Here is a 19,372-nt window from a genome sequence, read left to right on the forward strand (position 1 = left end):
GCGAGTAATGTCAGTGATTTTTTCATGATTATGGTTTCCGTATTTTATTAGCGTTTATCTAACAGAGAGGTGATCACATCGCCGCAAAGCTGGATAATGAAGACGATGACAAGTATGGTCACCGTCGCCACCAGCGTGACGTCGCTGTGGTTGCGCTGGAATCCTTCCAGATAAGCCAAATTCCCTAAACCACCTGCACCAATCACACCAGCCATCGCGCTGTAACTAACCAACGCAATCAGCGTCACGGTGATCCCGGACACCAGAGCCGGTGATGATTCAGGCAGTAAAACCCGAAAAATAAGCGTACTCAGACGCGCGCCCATCGAGCGGGTCGCTTCAATGACACCCTTGTCCACTTCACGTAGAGCGATTTCGACCAGGCGTGCATAAAACGGCGCAGCGCCAACAATTAGTGCAGGTAACGCGGCATTGGCCCCGAGAATGGTGCCAACCATCGCTTTGGTAAACGGGATCAACAGCACGATCAGAATGATGAACGGGATCGAGCGGAAGATATTCACCACCAGTGAAATGGCGCTGTACACCGCACGGTTCGGAAATAGACCTCCACGAGCCGTCAGAAATAGCGCCAGTCCAAGCGCAATCCCCAGCACAAATGTCGCCACGCCGGACAGCGCGGTCATGTAGAGCGTTTCCTGGGTCGCGGCAAACAGTTGGTCCCATTTCAGATGGGGAAACAGATTTTCAACCATGTTGAATTACCTCCGCGTCGATGTCGCTGTGGCGCAGATCGGCCAGAATATTGCTGAGCTGTTCTTCGGTGGCCACAACGTGCACCCATAGCTGACCAAATGTGCCGTGGGCGGTTTGCGTCATCTTGCCGTGCAAAATGTTAAATGGCAGGCCGTAACGCAGAGTCAGTTCCCCAACAACAGGCCGGTGTGTGCGGTTTCCGGTAAAGGTTAATTTGATTACTACCCCGCCAAGTTCGCTTGCCAGCTGTGGGTTAAACTCATCCTCCTCAGCATACTGACTTACCTGACGGACAAACTGGCGTGTAATCGGCTGCTGCGGATGGGTGAAGACGCTAAGTACATCGCCCTCTTCAACAACTCTGCCGTTCTCCATCACTGCCACGCGATCGCAGATTTTGCGCACCACATGCATTTCATGAGTAATCAGCACAATCGTTAATTTGAAGCGGCGGTTAATATCGAGCAGTAGATCTAAAATCTGATCGGTGGTTTGCGGATCCAGCGCCGATGTGGCTTCGTCACACAGCAGCACGTCCGGATTGTTCGCAAGCGCCCGTGCAATCCCAACGCGCTGCTTTTGACCGCCGCTGAGCTGCGACGGATAAGCATTTTCACGGCCACTCAGCCCAACCAGCGTAATCAGTTCGGCAACCCGTGCTTTAATTTTCGCTTTCGGAGCGCCAGCAATTTGCATCGAGAACGCAATGTTTTCGAAAACGGTTCGCGACCACAGTAAATTGAAATGCTGAAAAACCATGCTGATCTTCAGTCGCGCCTGACGCAGAGATTCTCCGCTTGCTGCTGAGATGTCATGACCATTAATAATCACACTGCCGGATGTCGGTTTTTCGAGTCCATTAAGCAGGCGTATCAGGGTGCTCTTACCGGCTCCACTGTAGCCAATAATTCCGTAAATCTGTCCCTGTTCAACCGTCAGATTGACGTCATCGACAGCGGTTATGGAAAGCCTGCCTGGTGTAAACACTTTTGAAATATTTTTCAGGACAATCATGTCGTTTGGTATCCGCTGCTGCTTATCGTTATCCTGCTAGTGCCTTTAGCTGTTTAGCAGTATGGATGTCCAAACGAGTGTAATCAGTGAAGTTAGCTTTTAAAATGAATTAAAACGAATTTGATATAACTTTTAGAAATATGAAAAAATCACATTACCATGTACAGAAAACAGCCATTTCAGACGACAAATGTAGCTTGTTGCGCAACAAACCACGCCCGTGGGCAACCTCTTTATCCATACCGATGAACAAATGCGTGAATATTTTTTGTGAAACTGCACAGAACTCTTTTGAAACGCTGTTTCCATTTTCCTTTTTGATAATTTTCAGCGTATAATGCGCGCCAATTGTCTCTTGAATGGTTTCAGCACATTGACCTGTAATACTCAACGACTACAAAACTCACCTTCCCGTTGGGCTGAAACGCAAGCACACATTCCTCTGCACGCTTTATTGATGTCACCTATCCTTAGAGCGAGGCATCACAACTTTCGCAACTCAGGTTTAGCTTCCCGGCCGTGCGCGACGGAAGCCAGATTTCCATATCCTTCTCAACTTAAAGACTAAGACTGTCATGAAAAAGACGAAAATTGTTTGCACCATCGGTCCGAAAACCGAATCCGAAGAGATGTTAACCAAAATGCTGGACGCGGGCATGAACGTCATGCGTCTGAACTTCTCCCACGGTGACTACGAAGAACATGGTCAGCGCATCAAGAATTTGCGCAACGTGATGAGCAAAACTGGCAAAAAAGCAGCCATCCTGCTCGACACTAAAGGTCCGGAAATCCGTACCATTAAACTGGAAGGCGGTAATGACGTTTCTCTGAAAGCGGGCCAGACCTTCACTTTTACTACCGACAAATCTGTTGTTGGTAATAACGAAATCGTTGCTGTTACCTACGAAGGCTTCACCAAAGACCTGTCCGTAGGCAACACTGTGCTGGTTGACGACGGTCTGATCGGCATGGAAGTTACCGCTATCGAAGGTAACAAAGTTATTTGTAAAGTGCTGAACAACGGTGATCTGGGCGAAAACAAAGGCGTTAACCTGCCGGGCGTTTCCATCGCACTGCCAGCACTGGCTGAAAAAGATAAACAAGACCTGATCTTTGGTTGCGAGCAAGGCGTTGACTTCGTTGCAGCGTCCTTCATCCGTAAACGTTCTGACGTTATCGAAATCCGTGAGCACCTGAAAGCGCACGGCGGCGAAAACATCCAGATCATCTCCAAAATCGAAAACCAGGAAGGTCTGAACAACTTCGACGAAATCCTCGAAGCATCTGACGGTATCATGGTTGCTCGTGGCGACATGGGCGTTGAGATCCCTGTAGAAGAAGTTATCTTCGCACAGAAAATGATCATCGAAAAATGTATCCGCGCGCGCAAAGTCGTTATCACTGCGACCCAGATGCTGGACTCCATGATCAAAAACCCACGTCCGACCCGTGCTGAAGCTGGCGACGTAGCGAACGCCATCCTCGACGGTACCGATGCAGTAATGCTGTCCGGTGAATCCGCTAAAGGTAAGTACCCGCTGGAAGCTGTGACCATCATGGCTACCATCTGTGAACGTACCGACCGCGTAATGACCAGCCGTCTGGACTTCAACAACGACAGCCGCAAACTGCGCATTACTGAAGCCGTTTGCCGTGGCGCAGTTGAAACTGCTGAAAAACTGGACGCTCCGCTGATCGTAGTGGCTACCCAGGGCGGTAAATCTGCACGCGCAGTACGTAAATACTTCCCGGATGCCACCATCCTGGCGCTGACCACCAACGAAACTACCGCCCGTCAGCTGGTGCTGAGCAAAGGCGTAGTTGCACAGGTAGTGAAAGAAATCAGCTCTACCGATGATTTCTACCGTCTGGGCAAAGAAGTTGCACTAGAAAGCGGTCTGGCACAGAAAGGAGACGTTGTGGTGATGGTTTCCGGCGCGCTGGTACCAAGCGGCACGACCAATACTGCATCTGTTCACGTGCTGTAATAATTCCGACGTGAATTAATTTGCTAAAAAAAGCGCCCTGGTGGCGCTTTTTTTATTTTATCAATAGTCATGATTAATAAAAAATCAAATCGGATTTCACTATCTAATTAGAGATTATCTAAGATGAATCCGATGGAAGCTTTCTGTTTTCACACGGTTTTTTAGCCGTTTTTGCACAATTCGATGCTTCTTTGAGCGAACGATCAAAAATAAGTGCATTCCCATCAAAAAAATATTCTCAACATAAAAAACTTTGTGTAATACTTGTAACGCTACATGGAGATTAACTCAATCTAGAGGGTATTAATAATGAATCGTACTAAACTGGTACTGGGCGCGGTAATCCTGGGTTCTACTCTGCTGGCAGGTTGCTCCAGCAACGCTAAAATCGATCAGCTGTCTTCTGACGTTCAGACTCTGAACGCTAAAGTTGACCAGCTGAGCAACGACGTGAACGCAATGCGTTCCGACGTTCAGGCTGCTAAAGATGACGCAGCTCGCGCTAACCAGCGTCTGGACAACGCAGCTACTAAATACCGTAAGTAATAGTATCTGTGTAATAAAAATGGCGCACATTGTGCGCCATTTTTTTTGCCTTTAATTTACGCTTCCCTGTTACTGCGTTGTGCGCATTTCCTCTCCCGCGCCAGGCATTCCATTCTGCGCAGATTTAACTTCCACCCCGTTGGTGGTCTCTTGCGTCTGTCCGGCCGTTACGGTGACCGGATATCCCGCACGCCGATAAAGCGCGCGTTCCACCAGACTATGATCTACTGCATTACTTTCCTTGAACTGAGTAAAACCAGCCGGCAGCACATACGGCATGGTCTGAACGTTCTGTTCTTCTTCCGGCGATAATGGACGATGCACTTCCACGTACCGCATACCGTTTGGTTCAACGGAATATTTTATCGGCTCATTAATCACTCTGACCGGAGTTCCCGTTCTGACCTGAGCAAACAGGGCTTTGATGTCCGGCGCATTCATGCGGATGCATCCGGAGCTCACGCGCAGGCCAACGCTGTCAGGTGCGCTGGTTCCGTGAATAAGGTATTCACCGTTACCATGCGCCAGACGCAGTGCAAAGCGTCCTAGCGGGTTATTTGGCCCAGCGGGCACCACAGGAGGCAACGTAATACCACGCTCAAGAGAACGCTTACGAATGCCTGGTGTAGGTGTCCAGGTGGGATTAGGTATTTTTTGCCCGACCCGGGTTTCCATCACCGGAGTTTCCAGCCCCTGCAGACCGATGCCAATCGGGAAAACCTGAACAATATTTTCTCCCGGCGGGAAGTAATAGAGACGCAGTTCCGCCAGATTTACAATAATGCCTTCACGCGGGGCATCCGGTAACAGCAGTTGCGAAGGAATAGTAATCAGGGTTCCGGGTTTCGGTACGGGAGCGATGGTGTTATTGGCTTCGAGGATCAGCATCGCCGCGGTGTCGAACCGACGGGCTATTGCCTGTAAGTTCTTATCGCTCTCCTGCACGGTATAGGTTTGATTCTGCCCAACAAGACGACTGTTTGCCTGGGGCAAAGGATAATCGACCGCCCAGGCGGCCTGTATAGCGCTGTAAGCGCCGATCAGCATTAGAGTAATAATAGACGCGCGTTTCATACTCACTCACCCCCCTGGCGTTATTGCCGGATACCGGTGAATACCTTATCCGGCCTACGAGTCACTGCGTTGCTCTGTAAATAATCATCCGGGTCAACCTGAAGGATGATATGTTTTATCAGTTTAGCTAAGAGTTGCAGCTTTCGTGCGAATAGCGCGAATCATCGCTTCAAGCCCCTGTGAACGAGACGGTGTGAGATGCTGTGCGAGCGCCATTTTTTCAAACCACGGACGCACGTCAAAATTCACAATATCCTGGGCTGTCATCCGGTTATACAAAATGAATACCACGGCGATTAGCCCTTTCACAATTGCCGCATCACTGTCGCCCTGTAATTCAATAATACCGTCAGCATTCTGACGCATTACTATCCATACCTGACTCTGGCATCCCTGAATGCTGTTTTCCGGACAGCGATCGTCGGTATTTAATTCCGGCAAACGCTGACCCAATTCAATAATATACAGGTACTTCTCTTCCCAATTAGCGCAACGCAGAAAATTACGCAACAATTTTTCTTTATCCGGTAGCGCAGCCATAACGCCTCTCTATTAACCCAGTAAGTGATGAATACGTTTCAGTCCCGTCACCAGACGGTCCACTTCTTCATGGGTGTTGTACATGGCAATCGAAGCCCGACACATTGCGGGAACGTTATAGTACGCCATCAACGGCATGGCGCAGTGATGTCCCGTCCGCACGGCAATCCCGTAGTTATCAAGAAAACTGCCGACGTCGTACGCGTGATGCTTACCAAGATTAAACGCAATGACGCCCAGTCGGTCTTTAGGTCCATAGAGGATCAGGTCCGGGACGCTCGCCAGTTGCTCAAGCGCATAGCTCATCATGAACTGCTCATACTCGCTGATTTCCTCGAGCCCTAACGCACTGACATACTCGATAGCGGCTCCCAGACCGATAATCCCCCCGGTGTTAGGTGTTCCAGCCTCAAAGCGCCAGGGGGCTTTAGCCCATGTCGTCCCCTGGGTCAGGCTAACTGTCGCTATCATCGATCCCCCGCCTTCCCACGGCGGCATCTCTTGCAGCAGAGATTCCCTGGCATACAGCACGCCAATGCCGGTTGGGCCGTAAAGTTTATGCCCGGAAAAGACATAAAAGTCGCAATCCAGCGCCTGTACATCCACTTTGTGGTGCATCACAGCCTGCGCGCCATCCACCAGCACTTTCGCGCCGTGCTCATGCGCCAGCGCAATCATCTCCGACAACGGGTTTTCTGTCCCCAGCACGTTTGATACATGGGTAATAGCCAGCAGTTTGCTGCGGTCATCGAACAGCGTCGGTAGCAGATCCAGTTGCAACGTGCCATCAGTATTGAGAGGAATAATGCGCAGCTCTGCGCCTACGCGGGCGCACAACATCTGCCACGGAACAATGTTGGCATGGTGCTCCATCTCGCTAATGATAATGTTATCACCTGCCCGCACATTGCTACTGCCCCAACTGTTGGCTACCAGGTTAATACCCTCCGTCGTACCACGCACAAACACCAGTTCTTCGGCTGAACGGGCGTTAATAAACAGAGAAGCCAGCTTACGCACATTCTCCATTTTCTCCGTGGCCTGGGCGCTGAGCGTATGAATACCCCGGTGGACGGCAGCATAACTATGGCGGTAAAACTCAGCCTCGGCATCAATCACTTGATTCGGCTTTTGTGCACTGGCGGCGCTGTCCAGGTAGGCCAACGGCAAACCGTTCACTTCACGCGTCAGGACAGGAAAGTCAGCCCGCACTTTTTCAATCGGAAATGTCATGCTACGCCTCCCGGCAGGCGTTGAGCGATCCGCGCCAGAACCTGTTGTTTCAGCGTTTCATCGCGCAGGGCTTCTGTTAGCTCAGCGGCAAACGCATAGAGAATCATCTGTTGAGCATCCTGCTGGCCGATCCCGCGGGATCGGAGATAGAACATCTGTTCATCGTCGATCCGCCCTACCGTCGCACCATGACTACATTTCACGTCATCAGCGTATATTTCCAGTTGCGGCTTGGTGTCCACTTCCGCCAGTTTACCAAGCAGCAAATTATTGTTGGTCATTTGCCCGTCGGTTTTGATGGCATGCTGCGCCACATTGATCAGGCCATTGAACACTGCCCGACCTTTATCGCTGACGATCGTCTTATGTAGCTGACGACTATTGCAATAGCCCTTGTTATGCTCCAGCCACGTACGGGTATCGCAGACTTCATTTTTTACCGGCATCGCCAGACTGTTAATCCGCAGCGTGGTATTTTCGCCGTTCAGTTGAGTGCTGGTGTTGTGACGCAATACCGCATCGCCGAGCAAAAAGCTGTAGCTTATGGCCGTCGCATCCGCCCCTAACTGCATGTCGTTATGAGCAAAGTGATGACTGACCGGGTTTTCAAACGCCAGCTTGATGTGATGCAAATGGGCGTTTGCCGCCACGTTCATTGTTAAGCGTGCACCCGTAAAATGACGCGCATCGTTGAGGCTGACGTAATGTTCAACGACAGTGGCTTCCGCGCCTTCCGCCAGTTCAAGATGGTGACGATAATGCGCTGTATTGATCTCATCTCCCGCCAGTCCCTGGGTAATGTGCATGAGTAATAGCGGTTTCGTCGGGCGCTGATTACGCTTGACGTGAATGTGTGTCACGCTACGAGACAGGCTTTCAGTCAGATGCAGAAACACTTCAGGCTGAATCGGCGCCGGTAGCCCCAGGCGTGTGTCGTCAATACTCACGTCGAAACCGCTGCCGTCCACGCTGTCGCTGAGCGTCGGGCAAAACTGTCCATCGACAAAAACCAGACGGATGGCATCAATACCTGTCGACAACGCCTCGCACTGTGTCGAACTAATTTCTGAAAAACGACTGACAAACTGTCCGGTGGTTAATCCTTCCAGCGGGGTATATTTCCAGTCCTCATGTTTGCGCGTAGGCAGCCCCAGACGCAGCATCTGTTGCAGGTGCTGTTGCGCGTGTTGCGAACGATTTTCGCCCTGCGCCTCAAACAGATGGTGCCACTGTTGTAGCACATTACTGCTGTTCACTAAGCCAGCCATATCCTTGCTCCTCCAGCTGTTTGACCAGTGTGAAATCACCGGACTTCACAATTCGCCCCTGGTAGAGAACGTGAACGTAATCGGGTTTGATATAGTCCAGGATGCGCTGATAGTGGGTGACGATAATGAACGACCGCTTGCCGTCCCGTAGCGAGTTCACGCCATCCGCGACAATCTTCAACGCGTCAATATCCAGCCCGGAGTCGGACTCATCGAGAATGCACAGCTCCGGCTCCAGTACCGCCATTTGCAGAATATCGTTACGCTTTTTCTCACCGCCAGAGAAGCCCACGTTCACCGAACGGGTGAGCAAATCTTCCGGCATCTTTAACAACTCAATTTTTTCTTCCATCAAATCCTGGAAGTCAAAGCGGTCCAGAACCTCTTCCCCGCGGTAGCTACGCACCGCATTAAGTGCCGTTTGCAGGAAAAACTGATTGCTGACGCCCGGGATTTCCACCGGATACTGAAACGCCATAAATATGCCTTCTCCGGCGCGGTCTTCAGGTGACAGTTCCAGCAAATCCTTTCCGTTGAATTCAACCGTGCCACCGGTCACTTCATAATCTTCACGCCCGGCGAGCGTCGCAGACAGCGTACTTTTCCCTGAACCGTTTGGTCCCATAATGGCGTGCACTTCGCCGGGGCGAATCTCAAGGCTAAGCCCACGCAGAATCGCCTTATCTTCCACACTGACCTGTAAATCTTTAATACTTAACATGTGCTTTCCTTAAATTTTAGCCGACGCTGTGTTCAAGACTAATGGCGAGAAGTTTTTGCGCTTCCACAGCAAATTCCAGCGGCAGTTCAGAGAACACGTCTTTACAAAAACCGTTGACGATCATTGAGATGGCATCTTCTTCGCTGATACCGCGCTGCAGGCAATAGAACAACTGATCTTCACCGATGCGTGAGGTTGTAGCTTCGTGTTCAAGCTGGGCGCTGTTGTTACGACACTCGACATACGGGAAGGTGTGCGCCCCGCAGTCCGCACCAATCAGCATGGAGTCACATTGGGTGTAGTTACGGGCGTTGGTGGCGGTCGGCATGATTTTCACCAGACCGCGATAGCTGTTCTGGCTGTGCCCGGCGGAAATTCCCTTCGATATGATGGTTGATTTGGTGTTCTTGCCAATGTGTATCATTTTGGTGCCGGTATCAGCCTGCTGATACCCACTGGTCAGCGCGACGGAATAGAACTCACCGATAGAATTGTCACCGCGCAAAATACAGCTCGGGTATTTCCAGGTGATAGCCGAGCCGGTTTCCGACTGCGTCCAGGACATCTTGCTGTTCTCACCTTCACACAGCGCACGTTTGGTGACGAAGTTCAGGATGCCGCCTGTATTTCCATCTCCGGGGAACCAGTTTTGTACCGTCGAGTACTTCACTTCAGCATCTTTATGGATGATAACTTCCACCACCGCCGCATGCAGTTGGTAGCTGTCACGCACTGGTGCCGAACAACCTTCGATATAGCTGACGTAACTGCCCTCATCCGCCACCAGAATCGTGCGTTCAAACTGCCCGGTTTTTTCCGCATTAATACGGAAATACGTGGAAAGCTCCATCGGACAGCGCACGCCTTTCGGCACATAAATGAACGTACCGTCTGAAGCTACCGCCGCATTTAACGCGGCAAAGAAATTGTCATTACCCGGAACGACAGTACCGAGATACTGCCTCACGAGATCCGGGTGATCGTGAATGGCCTCACCGAACGAACAGAAAATAATACCCTGCTCTGCCAGCTTGTCGCGGTAGGTCGTAGCAACCGATACCGAGTCAAAAATGGCATCTACCGCCACTTCTTTACCTTCGCGGACCGGCACGCCAAGCTGTTCAAACGCGTCCTCAACTTCTTTGCTTAAAAACGCATTCGCGCCCGTCTGTTGCACCGCTCCCGGCTCCGACGCGCAGGTTTCATCACAATTACCGCAAGAAGGTGCAGAGTAATAGCTGTAATCCTGATAATTCAGTTTTTCGTAATGCGCTTTTAGCCAGTGCGGCTCTTCCATCGTCAGCCACGCTCGGAACGCGTTAAGACGAAATTCGAGCATCCACTCAGGCTCGTTGCGCTTCGCGGAAATCGCGCGAACCACCTCTTCGTTGATTCCTTTCGCGAGTTCATCGGTTTTTAGTTGGGTGAAGAACCCCTCTTTGTAATTGAGGTGCCCGCCAGACCAGGTGTTGACATCGTCAGTTGCTTCAGTGTTACGAGACATAGTACCGCCTATACCCCAAAACTTTCGCCACAGCCGCATTCGTTCTGTGCTTTCGGGTTATGAAATTTAAATAACTGATTTAATCCTTCACGAACAAAATCGACTTCAGTTCCGTCGATAAACGGCATCGCCTGTAACGCTACGTAGAGTCTGGCGCCATCCGTTTCAAATAGCAGGTCGTCTTTATCCGGTTGACTGACGGTGCCCAGCACATAGCCGAATCCCGCACATCCCGTTTGCTTCACGCCTAATCGGACGCCCAACATATCGGGCTGTTTTGCCACCAGCTCGCGAATATGTGCCGCAGCAGCGGGCGTTAACGTCAATCCACGCCATGCAAAGTCGTCCGGATCAAATGTTCCTGAATGCAATTCCATAGGGTTACCTCGAGTAATTAGCCTTCAAGCTATAACATCATGTTAGTGATAATGATTATCACTTCAACCCCTCAACAGCAGGGGCATTCGGGTTAACCGCCCTTTTTGGCTACTTTTATTAAGCATAGACCCTGCGGCGAGGGTTCACAGAGATGGATTATTTTGTTCAATGCATTGATAAATAATAGATTATGAAAACCAAATCGTTCAGGCAGGTCAAACACGAAAAGATGTATAGATAATGTCTATTTAAGGAATAGGAGAAGAATTGGATGCGGGTAAACACAGGCAATAAAAAACCCTTAAGGCTGCTGGTTAGCAGGCTTAAGGGTTCCGGCCCCATCCGGCGCTTATCTCCGGCACTCACGATGGCTTAGCTCTTGAAGGGGCGTTAGGAATAGTCTCATATCCCGGTGAGCCATTTTTAACACAAACTGCGATTCGCCTGTTTTATAATCTGGCTCACTTCACATTTTTAATTTTGTGTCTGATTGAGGGCATCCAGCAACAGACGCAGCCCTGCAGGCTGATGCTCACGCGAAAGGTATAATCCGTAAATCGGCAAGCGTCTCGGCTGCAACTGTGGCAGTAGTCGCACCAATTGTCCCTGCGCCAGGCCTTCTCTCGCCTCCTGCTCTGGTACCAGCGCGATCCCCATTCCCGCCAGCGCCGACTCGCATAAAAGCGAAGAGATACCCGCGCTCAAATTCCCTTTTATTGCCACAGAGACAACCTCGGCGTTCTCATTCTGAAAATGCCATGATTTTCCGGCAAATCCGCTGTAGTAGAGGCAATTATGTTGTGCGAGTTCTGCAACCGTGTGGGGAGTACCATGCAGACGAAGATAATCAGCAGAGGCACATAGCACCGACTCACAGTCTCCTAACCGACGGGCGATGTTTCCTGGCTCGGGATTGTCCGTGATACGGATCGCCACATCAATACGTTCCCCCACAAGGCTAACCGGTTGATTATTAATTTCAACCTCAATACGGAGTTCAGGATAACGCGCCAGAAAAGCGGGCAGCACCGGGGCAAGAATATGCATAGCGGTGAAATGTGCGCAGGCCACCCGTAACGTACCGGAAGGAACTTCGGTCACACTGGCGGCACCAATATCCAGCGACAATTGCGCCAGCGAGCGGGTTTTCACCAACGCCTCCTCACCGGCAGGCGTGATCGTTAACCGACGAGATGAACGGTGGATCAACCGTGCACCGGCCCATTTCTCCATCTCATCGAGATAGCGACTGACCATCGGTCTGGAAAGACCCAGCGCTCGTGCGGCGGCACTCAGACTGCCCAAATCACAAATATGATTAAATACTGTTGCCGCCATGACTCTGTCCATCGCATCCCATCCGATCGTTTTATGAAACTCAGCATGTCCTGATAGAGGAATTCTAACAGATCCGAATTTCCTTAAAATAAGAGACGTGCAAAAGACAATTTCATCTGCAAAAGGTTATTCCATTATGAAAGTTAAAAACCTGGCCCTGCTGTTGCCACTGTTCGCCTCCCCGGTATTTGCTGCCCCACTCCAGCTTGATGTTTACAACCCGCAGGAAAAGGCTATTTTCCCTGTCTCCTCAACGTTGGTGTCTGGTCCGAAAGAGGCCATTTTGTTTGATGCGCAATTCAGCACCAAAGATGGCGAAAAGCTGGTGCAGATGATCCACGCCAGCGGAAAAAAACTCAAAGCTATCGTAATTACCTCCGGCGATCCGGATTTCTATTTTGGCCTTGAACCGATTGTAAAAGCGTTCCCTGACGTAAAAATACTGGCAACGCCTCACGTGGTGGATCATATTCGCGCCACTAAAGAGGCCAAACTGCAATTCTGGGGCCCCCAGATGAAAGACGGTGCGCCAGCGTCTCTCACCGTACCGCAAGCCACAACACAAACGCGTTTTACCGTTGATGGTGAAACCCTGGAACTCCGCCATCCTGATGATTATGCCGCTTACGTCTGGATCCCAGCCAATCGCGCAATCCTCGGTGGAACCGGTGTAGCTTCTGGTATTCATGTCTGGACGGCGGATACTCAGTCCTCTGAACAACGTGCGCAATGGCGTAATGTACTCAGTGAAATGCAGGCTTTGCAGCCAACTCAGGTCATTCCAGGCCATTACATTGGCGAACTGCCGGCGGGCGATAAAGCGATTCGCTTCACCCAGGATTACTTACAGTCGTTTGAACAGGCACTTGGAGCTAAAAAAGGCTCAGACTACGTGATTAAAACGATGACTGCCGCCTGGCCCGGCCTTGCGGATGCCAGCTCTCTGGAATTGAGTGCGAAAGTAAATACAGGTGAGATGAAGTGGTAAACAAGATTTAACGCAAAAAATAACCCCGAACAGGTGTCGGGGTTTTATCACGATTAGCATACTGGAATCAATGAACGCCCAGGCGCCAGGCAAAATAGATCTCTTCTTTCAGTTCAGTCGAAGAGAGCGTCAGTAAATCGGCAAACTCCAGCTCCAGTTGTTTCAGTCTTTTCAAATACTGAGCAGGTGAAAGATCGGTTTTATCACGACGTAAAAATTCTATTGCCAGTAGGGCCGGGTCTAATTGGGTAGACATATCATCCTCGCTTGTGTTCAAAACCTGCACAGTATAGCACCTTCCTCTGCACACATTATGACCAAAAGCAAAATGCGTCACAGTATCGCTGTCGTCAGACGCGAAGTGCAGCACAATCTCCCCTGTTCATCGAAGATTTCGATTTGCCAGACCTGGTGACGAGAACCGGTATGCAGAGCGCTACAAACGCCTCTGACGCGTCCTTCACGCGCAGAACGAATGTGGTTGGCGTTCACTTCCAGTCCCACCACTTTTTGATCACCCTGAGTGCAAAGATATCCGGCGACCGATCCAATACTCTCAGCCAGCACCACGGAGGCTCCTCCATGTAACAGGCCAAATGGTTGTTTCGTGCGATGATCCACCGGCATTGTCGCTTCCAGAGTATCGTCACCGATGTGCACAAAACGAATATCAAGCAACCCAACCATGTTCCCCTCACCCATGGCATTCAGGGCCTCGAGTGTGACTTCACGTTTCCAGATCATCCTATAATCTCCAGCAGTGCCTGTAATGGATGGCGAACGCCCGTGCCTTCAACGCGTTTAACCTGGCTGCGGCAAGAATATCCTGCGGCCAGACAGCGGTTACGCGGCAATCGCTGCATTGCCTGGTGCCATGATAGCTCATAGATCCCCAGTGAGTTCTGGTGATTCTTCACTTCGTGACCATACGTCCCCGCCATCCCACAACAACCTACGCTGACATTTTCCAGTTTTGCCCCAAATCGGGCAAAAATGGCCGCCCACTGTGCAGGTGAGCCGGGTAAAGCCGTCACTTCGGTGCAATGTCCAAAGAAGTACCACGATTCACCGCCGAGGGCAGTCGGTTGCTGCGATTCAAGAACAGTCGACAGCCATTCGTTAACCAACTGTACATGGAAATCACCCCGCTGCTCGCCCAGTGCCAGTTTGTACTCGTCGCGATAGCACAGCACCAACGCCGGATCGACGCCAACCATCGGGATTTTCAGCTTCGCCACACGATTAAGGAATTCGGATGTCTTTTTCGCGGTTTTAGCAAAACGGTTTAAAAAGCCCTTAATATGCTGCGCTTTGCCATTGGGCGAGAACGGCAGAAGTACCGGCTGTAACCCTAGTTTTTCCACCAGGCGGATGAAATCCGCCACCACCTGCGCATCGTAGTAGCTGGTAAACGGATCCTGCACCACCAGTACCGTGCGAGCCTTCTGTTCCGGACTCAATACCTCAAGCTGCTCCAGCGTCATGTTGGCGGAACGGTGTCCTACCAGTTGGCGTTGTAACGACGGAGCTGACAGCAATGGTAAATCCACCATACCGATATGCTTTTTAGCCAGATTGCGCACCAGCGGTTGGTTGATGAAAAAGTTAAATGTTTTCGGAGCGCGCGCCATTAACGGCGCATAGCTTTCGACGGTCGCCACCATATGATCGCGTAGCGGGCGCAGATAGCGCGTGTGGTACAACTGCAGGAAGCGCGAGCGGAATTCCGGTACGTCAATTTTAATCGGACACTGCGTGGAACATGCCTTGCAGGCCAGACACCCGGACATCGCCTCTTTCACTTCATGTGAGAAATCATACTCGCCCTTGCGCGCATGCCAGCTGTTGCGGGTTCGGGCAATCAGGGTACGCAAACTGGCACGTTTCTCCGGTAACTCTTTTTCCAGCTTAACAGGATCGATCCCGCGATCGGCCAGCAGACGCAGCCATTCACGTACCAGCGTTGCCCGCCCTTTTGGCGAGTGAATACGGTTGAGGCTGATTTTCATCGACGGGCACATTGGGCTTTTCGCATCAAAGTTAAAACATAACCCGTTGCCATTACACTCCATTGCTCCACGCCATTCCTGCCTTACGGCCAGCGGGATCTGGCGGTCATAAGTGCCGCGTTTAACCGCATCCACTTTCATCATCGGCGCATTAACGCCCTCTGGTGGACAGATTTTGCCAGGATTCAGACGGTTTTGCGGGTCAAACACCGCCTTCACTTTGCGCAGTTCGCTATACAGTTCATCACCGAAAAACGCCGGGCTGTATTCTGCCCGGAACCCTTTTCCGTGCTCACCCCACAGCAGACCGCCGTATTTTGCCGTCAGTGCCACTACATCATCAGAGATGCGTTTCATCAGCACTTCCTGCTGCGGATCACACATATCCAGCGCCGGTCTGACGTGCAGTACACCCGCATCCACGTGACCAAACATGCCATAGCTCAGGCCATGGCTGTCGAGTAATGCGCGGAACTCGGCAATATAATCAGCCAGATGTTCTGGCGGTACGCAGGTATCCTCCGCAAACGGAATCGGTTTTGCGGAGCCTTTTGCATTACCCAGCAGACCAACCGCTTTTTTTCGCATCGCGTAAATACGCTCAACACCTGCCAGTTCGGTACACAACTGCCAGCCAATCACGCCGGCCTCCTGGCGGGCGATTAACCCGTCAATGCGCTCGCAAAGGGCACTAACCTGCGTATCAATCAAAGCTTCGTCGTCACCCGCAAACTCCACGATGTTCAGACCCAGCATCTCTTTATTCGGTACATCGGTAATCAGTTCACTAACGGAGTGCCAGACAATGTCTTCACGCGCCAGATTAAGAACTTTGGAGTCGACGGTTTCCACCGACAACGCACGCGCTTCAACCATCACTGGCGCATTACGCAGCGCCGAATCAAAAGAGTCGTATTTGACGTTTACCAGGCGTCGAACTTTCGGCAACGGCGTGATATCCAGGCGGGCTTCGGTGATAAACGCCAGCGTGCCTTCAGAGCCGGTGAGGATGCGGGTTAAATCAAACTCGGTCATCTCGTCGTTAAAAACGTGCCGCAGATCGTAGCCGGTTAAAAAGCGATTGAGCTTAGGAAATTTATCGATGATCAACTGGCGCTTTTCGCGACAGCGCTGGTATACCGTCTTATAGATGCGACCAATGGAGGTATTCGTGTTGCCGAGCATTTCAGCAAGTTCAACCGGCATGGGTTGGGTATCAAGAATGTCGCCGCCCATTAGCACCGCACGTACACCCAGTACGTGATCGGAGGTCTTACCGTAAACCAGCGACCCTTGCCCGGACGCATCGGTGTTGATCATCCCGCCAAGCGTCGCCCGGTTACTGGTGGACAATTCTGGTGCGAAGAAATAGCCGTAGGGTTTCAGATACTGATTGAGCTGGTCTTTTATCACCCCGGCTTCCACCCGCACCCACCCCTCTTGCGGATTAATTTCAATAATGCGGCTCATATAGCGGGACATATCGACGATGATGCCCTGATTCAGAGCCTGACCGTTTGTTCCTGTCCCGCCGCCGCGAGGGGTAAAAATCAACGAGGAAAAAAGAGGTTCAGCCGCCAGGCGGGCGATAAGCGCCACATCTGCCGTCGAACGCGGAAAAACCACGGCATCTGGAAGAAGCTGATAGATACTGTTATCCGTCGACATTGTCAGACGATCGGCATAGCTCGTTGCCGTATCGCCCGTGAATCCTTGCTGCTCCAGCGCTTGCAAAAAATTGAGCACCAGTTGAACAACACCGGGTGCCTGAGAAATTTGTGGAATCATTATAGTGACCCTTTCCTGCGGTCTGTATTGTGAAGTTATCGTTTGCGTGTTGCGTTGTTTGTTGTATCACATTTTTTTCTAATACGCCCAACACAATTACAGGCAGAATCGGCCTGTTAAAAACCGCTGAAATTGCTCATCATTATAGGGTGTGATTTAAGTGTTCACGTCGCGTCAACGGTCTGACGCACAAAAAAGGTGAAAAGTATTTATGGTAAATTTTCGTCAGCCCAGCAATATCGCGCAAGTGATGCTATCGGTGCTGTTTTTGGCCATCATGATTGTGGCATGTCTGTGGATTGTGCAGCCCTTTATTCTCGGTTTTGCGTGGGCGGGAACAGTCGTTATTGCAACCTGGCCCATTTTACTACGCATACAGAAACTGTTGTGGGGACGCCGTTCGCTGGCCGTCCTGGTAATGACCCTGCTGTTGGTTCTTTTGTTTATCATCCCCATCGCGTTATTGGTGAATAGCATCGTTGATGGAAGTGGACCGTTAATCCATGCCGTGACAGCAGGAGATATGACACTGCCGGACCTTGCATGGCTGAACAGTATTCCGTTGGTTGGCGCAAAAATTTATGCCGCATGGCACAGCCTGCTTGATATGGGCGGTTCGGCCATTATGGCCAAAGTTCGTCCTTATATTGGCACCACCACCACCTGGTTTGTCGGTCAGGCCGCGCATATTGGTCGCTTTATGATGCATTGTGGCCTGATGTTGTTGTTCAGCGCCCTGCTGTACTGGCGAGGTGAGCAGGTTGCGTTAGGTATTCGCCATTTCGCGTGCCGTCTGGCATCTAAACGCGGCGATGCTGCCGTCCTGCTGGCTGCACAAGCAATCCGTGCGGTAGCGTTGGGCGTTGTTGTTACCGCTCTGGTACAGGCTGTCCTCGGCGGTATTGGTCTGGCGGTGACAGGTGTGCCATACGCGACGCTGTTGGCGGTACTGATGATCCTTTCCTGCCTGGTACAGTTGGGTCCCTTACCAGTACTGATCCCGGCCATTATCTGGCTTTACTGGTCGGGTGATTCAACCTGGGGCACAGTGCTGCTGGTATGGAGCGGCGTGGTGGGTACACTGGATAACGTTATCCGTCCAATGCTGATTCGTATGGGGGCTGATTTACCGCTGATCCTCATTCTCTCCGGCGTTATCGGCGGGTTGATTGCCTTCGGCATGATTGGCTTGTTTATCGGCCCGGTTGTACTGGCTGTCTCCTGGCGTCTGTTCTCAGCCTGGGTGAACGAAGCCCCGGTACCCGGCAACGACCCGGATGAGATCCTCGAAGAAATCGCCGAAATAGAAGATAAAAAATAACCCCAGCTCAGGCGGCGCTGCCGCCTGATTGTTTAACATTGCTAATCAATTCCGTATTTCCTGTTATCTGAATTCAACATATTCCGTCTTCACAGACACATTTGCGTCGCAAATTCTTCACGGCCTTTAAACTATTGAGATGAATCCGATCGACGTAAAAAACCAGCATGCCTACTATTAGCTCAAGGCTTTAGATCAACACATTGATTTATAAGCATGGAAATCCCCTGAGTGAAACAACGAATTGCTGTGTGTAGTCTTTGCCCATCTCCCACGATGGGCTTTTTTTTATTCTTCAAACAACACCACCTGAAGTACAGCTCCTCCTTCAACCACCCGGCCCTTTTATACGCCATCCGCTTGGTTAAATGCGCCCATTCACTCATTATTAACAAATAATATTGCACAAGATACTGTGACTCTCTTCAAGCCGAAATATCCACAGTAATGCTATTACTATTCCACCGTCTTTTAAGGTGATGAAATTATGAACGCATTTGAATTGCAGGCATTCCGGCATGTTTTTGCTATGACGATTGAAGAAAGCGCAACTTATATCGCTGCGGATGGCAACGTTACCGCCTGGCAACAATGGGAAAATGGCGAACACGAAATCCCGGAGAACATCTCTCGTCAATGTTCAGAAATGTTAGCAAAACGAAAGTTAAGAATTAACGCGATCATTGAAAAAATAAACAACCGTATCGGTAATAACACCATGCGTTTTTTTCCTAACCTCGCCTCTTTTCAGGCGGTTTATAACAGTGAAAATTTTCTCGAATGGAAACTCTATCAATCGACTGCTGTTGAACTCTATGCGCACGATCTTGAGCGTTTGTGTTAGGAGAAAATCTGACCATTATAACTTTGTACTATTAGTAACTGACATAATGCCCACGCTGATGCGAATACGGCATATTGCTATGGCCTGTACACTCGACTCGA

General features: G+C 50.7%; 20 protein-coding genes and 1 other RNA gene. 7 read left to right on the top strand and 14 right to left on the bottom strand.

Annotation, left to right across the window (positions count from 1 at the left end; all coding sequences use genetic code 11):
* Positions 1-47: 47 nt before the first annotated feature.
* From OH663_RS23610 to OH663_RS23620, 3 genes are all read right to left on the bottom strand, one after another.
* Positions 48-716 (bottom strand): methionine ABC transporter permease, encoded by a 669-nt coding sequence (locus OH663_RS23610; protein ID WP_045442237.1) that lies wholly within the window; start codon positions 714-716, stop codon positions 48-50.
* Positions 709-1,731, bottom strand: a complete 1,023-nt coding sequence (locus OH663_RS23615) for a methionine ABC transporter ATP-binding protein (RefSeq protein WP_045442234.1) — start codon at positions 1,729-1,731, stop codon at positions 709-711. The genes OH663_RS23610 and OH663_RS23615 overlap by 8 nt, the downstream gene beginning before the upstream one ends.
* Positions 1,732-1,885: 154 nt before the next feature.
* The gene (locus OH663_RS23620; protein WP_045442231.1) at positions 1,886-2,122 is read right to left on the bottom strand and encodes a hypothetical protein; all 237 of its coding nucleotides are present in this window, start codon (positions 2,120-2,122) and stop codon (positions 1,886-1,888) included.
* On the opposite strand from OH663_RS23620, the gene ynhH reads away from it, so the two are divergent.
* The 3 genes from ynhH (at position 2,069) to lpp (ending at position 4,265) form a co-directional block, all read left to right on the top strand.
* On the top strand, positions 2,069-2,299 hold the full coding sequence (gene ynhH, locus OH663_RS26185) for a protein YnhH (protein ID WP_420808585.1): 231 nt from the start codon (positions 2,069-2,071) through the stop codon (positions 2,297-2,299). The two genes, OH663_RS23620 and ynhH, sit on opposite strands and share 54 nt — an antisense overlap.
* Before the next feature lie 7 nt (positions 2,300-2,306).
* Entirely contained in the window at positions 2,307-3,719 is a 1,413-nt protein-coding gene (pykF, locus tag OH663_RS23625) for a pyruvate kinase PykF (protein ID WP_045442228.1), read from the top strand.
* Positions 3,720-4,028: 309 nt separating this feature from the next.
* Positions 4,029-4,265, top strand: a complete 237-nt coding sequence (lpp, locus tag OH663_RS23630; protein ID WP_003029373.1) for a murein lipoprotein Lpp — start codon at positions 4,029-4,031, stop codon at positions 4,263-4,265.
* A 69-nt stretch (positions 4,266-4,334) separates the two neighbouring features.
* On the opposite strand, the gene ldtE is transcribed toward lpp, so the two are convergent.
* From ldtE to OH663_RS23670, 8 genes are all read right to left on the bottom strand, one after another.
* Positions 4,335-5,339: a L,D-transpeptidase LdtE gene (gene ldtE / locus OH663_RS23635; protein WP_048221573.1), complete on the bottom strand. Its 1,005-nt coding sequence runs from the start codon at positions 5,337-5,339 to the stop codon at positions 4,335-4,337.
* Positions 5,340-5,462: 123 nt separating this feature from the next.
* Entirely contained in the window at positions 5,463-5,879 is a 417-nt protein-coding gene (sufE, locus tag OH663_RS23640; RefSeq protein ID WP_045442222.1) for a cysteine desulfuration protein SufE, read from the bottom strand.
* 12 nt (positions 5,880-5,891) lie between these two features.
* Positions 5,892-7,112, bottom strand: coding sequence for a cysteine desulfurase SufS (gene sufS, locus OH663_RS23645; protein WP_045442219.1), 1,221 nt, complete (start codon positions 7,110-7,112; stop codon positions 5,892-5,894).
* A complete protein-coding gene (gene sufD, locus OH663_RS23650) occupies positions 7,109-8,380 on the bottom strand; it encodes a Fe-S cluster assembly protein SufD (RefSeq protein WP_200011688.1) in 1,272 nt (423 codons plus the stop codon). Before sufD ends, sufS begins: the two co-directional genes overlap by 4 nt.
* On the bottom strand, positions 8,355-9,101 hold the full coding sequence (gene sufC / locus OH663_RS23655) for a Fe-S cluster assembly ATPase SufC (protein ID WP_045442214.1): 747 nt from the start codon (positions 9,099-9,101) through the stop codon (positions 8,355-8,357). The genes sufD and sufC overlap by 26 nt, the downstream gene beginning before the upstream one ends.
* A gap of 16 nt (positions 9,102-9,117) precedes the next feature.
* The gene (sufB, locus tag OH663_RS23660; protein ID WP_045442211.1) at positions 9,118-10,605 is read right to left on the bottom strand and encodes a Fe-S cluster assembly protein SufB; all 1,488 of its coding nucleotides are present in this window, start codon (positions 10,603-10,605) and stop codon (positions 9,118-9,120) included.
* 8 nt (positions 10,606-10,613) lie between these two features.
* On the bottom strand, positions 10,614-10,982 hold the full coding sequence (sufA, locus tag OH663_RS23665; RefSeq protein ID WP_048221575.1) for a Fe-S cluster assembly scaffold SufA: 369 nt from the start codon (positions 10,980-10,982) through the stop codon (positions 10,614-10,616).
* Between the two features lie 475 nt (positions 10,983-11,457).
* Complete coding sequence (locus OH663_RS23670) at positions 11,458-12,333, bottom strand: LysR family transcriptional regulator (RefSeq protein WP_200011686.1); 876 nt, start codon at positions 12,331-12,333, stop codon at positions 11,458-11,460.
* A 124-nt stretch (positions 12,334-12,457) separates the two neighbouring features.
* Here OH663_RS23670 and OH663_RS23675 point away from each other — a divergent pair, with 124 nt between their 5' ends.
* Positions 12,458-13,309, top strand: a complete 852-nt coding sequence (locus tag OH663_RS23675) for a Vmh family MBL fold metallo-hydrolase (protein ID WP_045442202.1) — start codon at positions 12,458-12,460, stop codon at positions 13,307-13,309.
* 67 nt (positions 13,310-13,376) lie between these two features.
* On the opposite strand, the gene OH663_RS23680 is transcribed toward OH663_RS23675, so the two are convergent.
* The 3 genes from OH663_RS23680 to ydiJ form a co-directional block, all read right to left on the bottom strand.
* Entirely contained in the window at positions 13,377-13,565 is a 189-nt protein-coding gene (locus OH663_RS23680) for a YdiH family protein (RefSeq protein ID WP_045449579.1), read from the bottom strand.
* A gap of 77 nt (positions 13,566-13,642) precedes the next feature.
* Positions 13,643-14,053: a 1,4-dihydroxy-2-naphthoyl-CoA hydrolase gene (gene menI, locus OH663_RS23685; RefSeq protein WP_045442199.1), complete on the bottom strand. Its 411-nt coding sequence runs from the start codon at positions 14,051-14,053 to the stop codon at positions 13,643-13,645.
* Entirely contained in the window at positions 14,050-17,106 is a 3,057-nt protein-coding gene (ydiJ, locus tag OH663_RS23690) for a D-2-hydroxyglutarate dehydrogenase YdiJ (RefSeq protein ID WP_200011684.1), read from the bottom strand. The genes menI and ydiJ overlap by 4 nt, the downstream gene beginning before the upstream one ends.
* Positions 17,107-17,317: 211 nt before the next feature.
* Between ydiJ and ydiK the strand changes: the two genes are divergently transcribed.
* The 3 genes from ydiK (at position 17,318) to OH663_RS23705 (ending at position 19,271) form a co-directional block, all read left to right on the top strand.
* Positions 17,318-18,427: an AI-2E family transporter YdiK gene (ydiK, locus tag OH663_RS23695; protein ID WP_045442195.1), complete on the top strand. Its 1,110-nt coding sequence runs from the start codon at positions 17,318-17,320 to the stop codon at positions 18,425-18,427.
* A 184-nt stretch (positions 18,428-18,611) separates the two neighbouring features.
* An RNA gene (rprA, locus tag OH663_RS23700) (antisense sRNA RprA) lies at positions 18,612-18,719 on the top strand.
* A gap of 195 nt (positions 18,720-18,914) precedes the next feature.
* Positions 18,915-19,271, top strand: a complete 357-nt coding sequence (locus tag OH663_RS23705) for a YdiL family protein (protein ID WP_045442192.1) — start codon at positions 18,915-18,917, stop codon at positions 19,269-19,271.
* The last annotated feature ends 101 nt before the right edge of the window (positions 19,272-19,372 follow it).

Source organism: Citrobacter sp. Marseille-Q5395 (assembly GCF_947057495.1).
Taxonomy (GTDB): domain Bacteria; phylum Pseudomonadota; class Gammaproteobacteria; order Enterobacterales; family Enterobacteriaceae; genus Citrobacter; species Citrobacter murliniae.

What these genes read in the sequence shown, in the direction of transcription:
- OH663_RS23610 (WP_045442237.1), bottom strand. Translation starts at nt 716, where the DNA reads ATGGTTGAAAATCTGTTTCCCCATCTGAAATGGGACCAACTGTTTGCC.
- OH663_RS23615 (WP_045442234.1), bottom strand. Translation starts at nt 1,731, where the DNA reads ATGATTGTCCTGAAAAATATTTCAAAAGTGTTTACACCAGGCAGGCTT.
- ynhH (WP_420808585.1), top strand. Translation starts at nt 2,069, where the DNA reads ATGCGCGCCAATTGTCTCTTGAATGGTTTCAGCACATTGACCTGTAAT.
- pykF (WP_045442228.1), top strand. Translation starts at nt 2,307, where the DNA reads ATGAAAAAGACGAAAATTGTTTGCACCATCGGTCCGAAAACCGAATCC.
- lpp (WP_003029373.1), top strand. Translation starts at nt 4,029, where the DNA reads ATGAATCGTACTAAACTGGTACTGGGCGCGGTAATCCTGGGTTCTACT.
- ldtE (WP_048221573.1), bottom strand. Translation starts at nt 5,339, where the DNA reads ATGAAACGCGCGTCTATTATTACTCTAATGCTGATCGGCGCTTACAGC.
- sufE (WP_045442222.1), bottom strand. Translation starts at nt 5,879, where the DNA reads ATGGCTGCGCTACCGGATAAAGAAAAATTGTTGCGTAATTTTCTGCGT.
- sufS (WP_045442219.1), bottom strand. Translation starts at nt 7,112, where the DNA reads ATGACATTTCCGATTGAAAAAGTGCGGGCTGACTTTCCTGTCCTGACG.
- sufD (WP_200011688.1), bottom strand. Translation starts at nt 8,380, where the DNA reads ATGGCTGGCTTAGTGAACAGCAGTAATGTGCTACAACAGTGGCACCAT.
- sufC (WP_045442214.1), bottom strand. Translation starts at nt 9,101, where the DNA reads ATGTTAAGTATTAAAGATTTACAGGTCAGTGTGGAAGATAAGGCGATT.
- sufB (WP_045442211.1), bottom strand. Translation starts at nt 10,605, where the DNA reads ATGTCTCGTAACACTGAAGCAACTGACGATGTCAACACCTGGTCTGGC.
- sufA (WP_048221575.1), bottom strand. Translation starts at nt 10,982, where the DNA reads ATGGAATTGCATTCAGGAACATTTGATCCGGACGACTTTGCATGGCGT.
- OH663_RS23670 (WP_200011686.1), bottom strand. Translation starts at nt 12,333, where the DNA reads ATGGACAGAGTCATGGCGGCAACAGTATTTAATCATATTTGTGATTTG.
- OH663_RS23675 (WP_045442202.1), top strand. Translation starts at nt 12,458, where the DNA reads ATGAAAGTTAAAAACCTGGCCCTGCTGTTGCCACTGTTCGCCTCCCCG.
- OH663_RS23680 (WP_045449579.1), bottom strand. Translation starts at nt 13,565, where the DNA reads ATGTCTACCCAATTAGACCCGGCCCTACTGGCAATAGAATTTTTACGT.
- menI (WP_045442199.1), bottom strand. Translation starts at nt 14,053, where the DNA reads ATGATCTGGAAACGTGAAGTCACACTCGAGGCCCTGAATGCCATGGGT.
- ydiJ (WP_200011684.1), bottom strand. Translation starts at nt 17,106, where the DNA reads ATGATTCCACAAATTTCTCAGGCACCCGGTGTTGTTCAACTGGTGCTC.
- ydiK (WP_045442195.1), top strand. Translation starts at nt 17,318, where the DNA reads ATGGTAAATTTTCGTCAGCCCAGCAATATCGCGCAAGTGATGCTATCG.
- OH663_RS23705 (WP_045442192.1), top strand. Translation starts at nt 18,915, where the DNA reads ATGAACGCATTTGAATTGCAGGCATTCCGGCATGTTTTTGCTATGACG.